Genomic DNA, 6,000 nt, shown 5'->3' on the forward strand with positions numbered 1-6,000 from the left:
ATTTGTGCAATGATGAAGAAGAGTAGGATGCTGACATATGCAAAGCGAGGAAAGGACGGTGCAAGCTTTCCCATATGGGCTTTTGAATGGAACTTTTGAGCACATCTTTGAAAAAGAAGGGCATTTAGTATGTGCCAATTAGGGTGGAACCGCGGTAAATATCGTCCCTTGCTTATTTTAAGCAGGGGATTTTTATTTTATAAAAATAATTTAAATGGAGGATAAAAATGAATAAGGAACTTAACATGAATGAAATCGTAAGTATTTGCAAAATGAGGGGAATAATCTATCCAGGCTCGGAAATCTATGGAGGTCTTGCAAACAGCTGGGATTATGGGCCGATAGGAGTAGAGCTTAAAAACAACATAAAGAAAGTTTGGTGGAAAAAATTCGTGCAGGAGTCCCCATACAACGTAGGCATAGATTCTGCGATTCTGATGAATCCTAAGACATGGGAAGCTTCAGGCCATGTGGGTGGATTTAACGATCCGTTGATGGATTGTAAAAAGTGCAAAACAAGGTATAGGGCAGACAAACTTATCGAAGACTATTCCTTCAACAAAAACGAAGATATCGTCGTAGATGGATGGGATAATCAAAAGATGCTGGATTTCATCAATCAGCATGAAATCAAATGTCCGAACTGCGGATCATTCGACTACACGGATATAAGACAGTTCAATCTTATGTTCAAGACATTCCAGGGAGTGACGGAAGACAGCGCCAATGAGATCTTCTTAAGACCGGAAACAGCTCAAGGCATTTTTGTCAACTTTGCCAATATTCAAAGATCTTCAAGAAAAAAAATACCTTTTGGAATTGCCCAGATAGGAAAGTCTTTTAGAAACGAGATAACACCGGGTAACTTTATATTCAGAACCAGAGAATTTGAGCAAATGGAACTTGAGTTTTTCTGCAAGCCTGGAGAAGATTTGGAATGGTTTGGATACTGGAAGGAATTCTGTAAAAATTGGATTCTTGACCTAGGAATCAAAGAAGAGAATCTGAGGCTGCGGGATCACTCGGATGATGAGCTTTCCCACTACAGCAACGCTACGACAGACTTTGAATTCAAGTTTCCCTTTGGATGGGGAGAGCTTTGGGGAATAGCCGACAGAACTGATTTTGACCTTAAGCAGCATCAAAGCCACAGTGGAAAAGATCTCAAATATACTGATCCGATAACGAATGAAAAATATGTGCCTTACTGCATAGAGCCTTCTTTAGGAGTAGATAGGGTTCTTCTGGCTTTCTTGTGCAATGGATTTGAAAAAGAGCAAATAGACGAAAAGGATTCGAGGACGGTACTGAAATTGCATCCCGCATTGGCTCCTTTCAAATGCGCCGTTTTGCCTCTTACAAAGAAGCTCAAAGACAAAGCTCTTGAAGTTTACGGGACTTTGGCTAAGAACTTTATGGTAGACTACGATGAAGCGGGAAGCATCGGCAAGCGCTACAGAAGACAAGACGAGATCGGCACCCCATACTGTATCACAATCGACTTTGATACCCTTGAAGACGGTACTGTTACAGTAAGGGATAGAGATACAATGGAGCAGGTCAGGATTAGTGTTGATGAGCTTGTCAAACATATTAGCGACAATATTGTATACTAAGTACAAAAAATATACAAAAAAAGTATTAATGTTACACAGATAATATGTTATACTTTATTCATAATGAGGTGTATTAATAGAACACATATAACCTTGGGAGGTGGCCATCATACAATTATCAAAGAGACAAATGGAAATTTTGGATATTGTTAAAGAAAATCAGCCAATTACTAGTGAGCACATTGCTGATAGAATAAATTTGACCCGGGCAACCCTGAGGCCAGATTTAACAATATTGACGATGATGGGAATCTTGGAAGCCAGGCCCAAGGTTGGGTACTATTATTCCGGCAAGTCTTTAATCAGCGTAATGGGAAGTTTCATAAAGAATATTAGCGTGATGGACGTCAAAAGTATACCCGTTGTGGTATCAGAGGATACAACTGTTTATGATGCAATAGTCACGATGTTTCTGGAGGATACTGGAAACATTTATGTTCAAAACAAAGGTTACCTATCCGGGGTGGTTTCAAGAAAAGACTTCATTAAGATCACCCTTGGAAACCACGACATAAAAACATTGCCTGTGGCTATGATAATGACAAGGATGCCAAATATAGTATACTGTGAGCCTGGCGAGTCTATATTTGATGCAGCGGTTAAGATCATAGATCATCAGGTTGACTCACTACCTGTTGTAGAAAAGGTAAATGACAATGATGGTTCTGAAAAATTGAAAGTCATAGGAAAAATATCTAAGACGACTATAACCAAAATGATGGTTAAGATTGGAAATGATTAGAGGGGGACATATTATGCTGGAAAATAAACGAGGAATTATATACGTGATATCCGATTCTCTTGGAGAAACGGGAGAGTTGGTAGCCAAAGCTGGAAAAATACAGTTCAATACCAGCATCAGTGACATAAAAAGATTTCCATTTGTTTTGGAAAAGGAACAGATCGACGAAATTCTCTACGAAGCAAAAGAGGATAATTCCATAGTAGTATATACTTTGGTAGTTCCTGAAATGAAAGAATATATGAGAAACAAGTGCGATGAGTACGGAATTCCGGCTATAGATGTAATCGGGCCGGTGATCGATGCCCTTCGCTTAATGACAAAAAAAGAACCGCTCTATGAAGCGGGCCTGAACAGAAGACTGGATGCCGACTATTTTAAAAAAGTAGAAGCCATAGAATTTGCAGTCAAATATGACGACGGCAAGGATTCTAGAGGGATAAAAAAAGCAGATGTCATATTGCTTGGCATTTCCAGAACTTCAAAGACGCCTCTTAGCATGTATTTGGCGCACAAAAACGTAAAAGTTGCAAATATACCATTGGTTCCGGAAGTGGATCCTCCCAAGGAATTGTTTGAACCCATAAAGGGCAAAATAATAGGCTTGACCAACGATCCGGATAAGCTAAATCACATACGTATAGAAAGATTAAAAGCTCTGGGGCTTGATTATACTGCTAACTACGCCAATATGGAACGAATTTTAAATGAACTTGATTATGCTGAGAAACTTTTTCATAAATTGCGGTGTCCGGTAATCAATGTATCCACTAAGGCAATAGAGGAGACCGCCAGCATAGTATTATCTATCATTCGTGAGGGGGAGCAATTATGAGTAAAAAATATGTTTATCTTTTTGAAGAAGGAAATGCAAAAATGAAAGCTTTATTGGGCGGAAAGGGAGCCAACTTGGCGGAGATGACCAACATTGGACTTCCCGTACCTCCCGGGCTTACGGTTTCAACAGATGCCTGCAGAACATATTATGAAAATGGAAAGCGGATCAATGATGAAATCATCAGCCAGATCCATGAGGGATTAAATGTAATTGAAGAAAAGACCGGAAAAAAATTCGGCGACAGGACCAATCCTTTGTTGGTATCAGTAAGATCCGGTGCTGCGTTTTCCATGCCGGGAATGATGGATACGATTCTTAACCTAGGGCTTAACGATAAAACGGTAATGGCTGTAGGAGAAAAAACCGAAAATTTGAGATTTGCCTATGACAGTTATAGAAGATTTATCCAGATGTTTTCTGATGTTGTTTTGGACATTCCAAAATTCAGGTTCGAAGCGGTGCTTGACAAGTACAAAGACAGGAATGGATACGAAAATGATACTCAGCTGACAGTTGTGGACTTGAAAGATATAGTAGACGAATATAAGAGCATAGTAAAAAAGGAAACAGGCAAGGAATTTGCACAAGATCCTAACGAGCAGCTTATTGAGTCTATCAATGCAGTTTTCAGGTCTTGGAACAATGCAAGAGCGATCGCGTATAGAAATCTTTACGATATTCCACATAATCTAGGAACTGCTGTTAACGTTCAATCAATGGTTTTCGGTAATATGGGCGAAGACTCCGGTACTGGAGTAGCCTTCACTAGAAATCCCGCAACCGGAGAGAAAAAACTCTATGGAGAATTTTTGATGGATGCTCAAGGAGAAGACGTGGTGGCTGGCATCAGGACTCCTAAATCCATAGATGAACTTAAGGAAATAATGCCAGAAATTTACGAGCAGTTTGATACCATTACAAAAAATTTAGAAACTCACTATAAGGATATGCAGGACATCGAGTTCACTATAGAGCAGGGGAAACTCTATATACTTCAGACTAGAAACGGCAAACGGACAATAAACGCATCCTTGAAAGTAGCTGTAGACATGGCTCTGGAGGGTCTTTTGACTGAAGACGAAGCTGTTCTTAGAATCGATCCAAAACAGCTGGATCAGCTTCTGCATCCTACTTTTGATGGGGCGACAATGGAAATGGCAACCCCCATTGCCAAGGGACTTCCAGCTTCGCCTGGAGCAGCTACAGGCAAGGTGTATTTTACTGCCGATGATGCTGTAAAAGCTGCAGCATCAGGTGAAAAGGTCATACTGGTAAGGAAGGAAACTTCTCCAGAAGATATCGAAGGGATGAATATATCTCAAGGTATATTGACATCCAGAGGAGGAATGACCTCTCACGCAGCGGTTGTAGCAAGAGGCATGGGAAAATGCTGTGTTGCTGGATGTGAAACAGTGAAAGTAGATGAAGAACTCAAGATTTTTGCTGTTGGGGATATCAGGATACTGGAAGGGGAATACATATCCCTAGATGGAAGCACAGGTAAGATATACAAAGGCAGCATTAAGACAGTAGAACCTACCCTATCCGGTGATTTTGCCAAATTGATGATATGGGCAGATTCTAAAAGAGTACTGGGTGTCAGAACTAATGCAGATACTCCGAAAGATGCCGAGACGGCTATTTCATTCGGTGCAGAAGGCATAGGCCTTTGCAGGACTGAGCATATGTTCTTCGAAGAGAACAGAATCCCGGTAGTAAGAGAAATGATTCTTTCAGACAATAAAAACCAAAGGCAAAAAGCATTGGATAAATTGTTGCCGATGCAAAAATCCGATTTCAAGGGACTCTTTAGCGTTATGAAAGGCAAGCCGGTAACCATAAGGCTTCTAGATCCTCCTTTACACGAATTCTTGCCAACGGATGAACAGGACATTGTGAAGCTTGCTGATGAAATGCAGATGGCAGTAAATGACATTAAAGAAGTTATCCATAGCTTGCAGGAATTTAACCCGATGCTTGGCCACAGGGGTTGCAGGCTGGCGATTACTTATCCTGAGATTGCCCAGATGCAGGCGCAGGCAATAATTGAAGCGGCTATAGAAGTAATTGAGGAAGAAAACACAACCATTATACCAGAGATCATGATTCCACTAGTTGGCATAAAAGCCGAGTTGGATTACGTTAAAAAGATCGTAGTAGATACAGTTGAGAAGATTATGGCTGAAAAAGGCAAGAAGATCGATTATCTCGTGGGAACAATGATAGAGGTGCCAAGGGCAGCTGTAATTGCAGATGAAATAGCAAAAGATGCTGATTTCTTCTCATTTGGAACAAATGACCTTACGCAGATGACATTTGGTTTTTCTAGGGATGATGCAGGCAAGTTCATATCAGAATATAGAGAAAAGGAAGTCCTGACAGAAGATCCTTTCCAAAGCGTGGATGTGGAAGGTGTTGGCAAACTAGTAGATATGGCAGTCAAGCTTGGAAGAGAAACTAAGCCTGAGTTGAAAATGGGTATCTGTGGAGAGCATGGAGGAGATCCGAAATCCATTGAATTCTTCCACAAAATAGGTTTAGACTATATATCCTGTTCTCCATTCAGGGTTCCAATAGCCAGACTTGCGGCAGCACAATCCGCTCTAAGAGCCAGCGGTCAACAAGGAAGCGATTTGTCAAAATAATATTAATATATGAATTTCAGGGACTGATTCAATTTAAAGAATCAGTCCCTTGTTTGTGTGCCAGGCACACAAACAAGGGACACTTCACAACTAATACATCAGCACACAAACAAGGGACACTTCACAACTAATACATCAGCACACAAACAAGGGACACTT

The 6,000-nt window shown here is 40.5% G+C and carries 4 protein-coding genes; all 4 read left to right on the top strand.

The window, feature by feature from the left end; translation table 11 throughout:
- Positions 1–227: 227 nt before the first annotated feature.
- The 4 genes from BUB93_RS07485 (at position 228) to ppdK (ending at position 5,841) form a co-directional block, all read left to right on the top strand.
- Complete coding sequence (locus BUB93_RS07485) at positions 228–1,616, top strand: glycine--tRNA ligase (RefSeq protein ID WP_073270721.1); 1,389 nt, start codon at positions 228–230, stop codon at positions 1,614–1,616.
- Between the two features lie 100 nt (positions 1,617–1,716).
- Positions 1,717–2,358 (top strand): transcriptional regulator CcpN, encoded by a 642-nt coding sequence (gene ccpN / locus BUB93_RS07490; protein ID WP_143159078.1) that lies wholly within the window; start codon positions 1,717–1,719, stop codon positions 2,356–2,358.
- A 13-nt stretch (positions 2,359–2,371) separates the two neighbouring features.
- Positions 2,372–3,193, top strand: a complete 822-nt coding sequence (locus BUB93_RS07495) for a pyruvate, water dikinase regulatory protein (protein ID WP_073270725.1) — start codon at positions 2,372–2,374, stop codon at positions 3,191–3,193.
- A complete protein-coding gene (ppdK, locus tag BUB93_RS07500) occupies positions 3,190–5,841 on the top strand; it encodes a pyruvate, phosphate dikinase (RefSeq protein ID WP_073270727.1) in 2,652 nt (883 codons plus the stop codon). The genes BUB93_RS07495 and ppdK overlap by 4 nt, the downstream gene beginning before the upstream one ends.
- The last annotated feature ends 159 nt before the right edge of the window (positions 5,842–6,000 follow it).

Origin of the sequence: Alkalibacter saccharofermentans DSM 14828 (genome assembly GCF_900128885.1) — a bacterium.
Classification (GTDB): Bacteria; Bacillota; Clostridia; order Eubacteriales; family Alkalibacteraceae; genus Alkalibacter; species Alkalibacter saccharofermentans.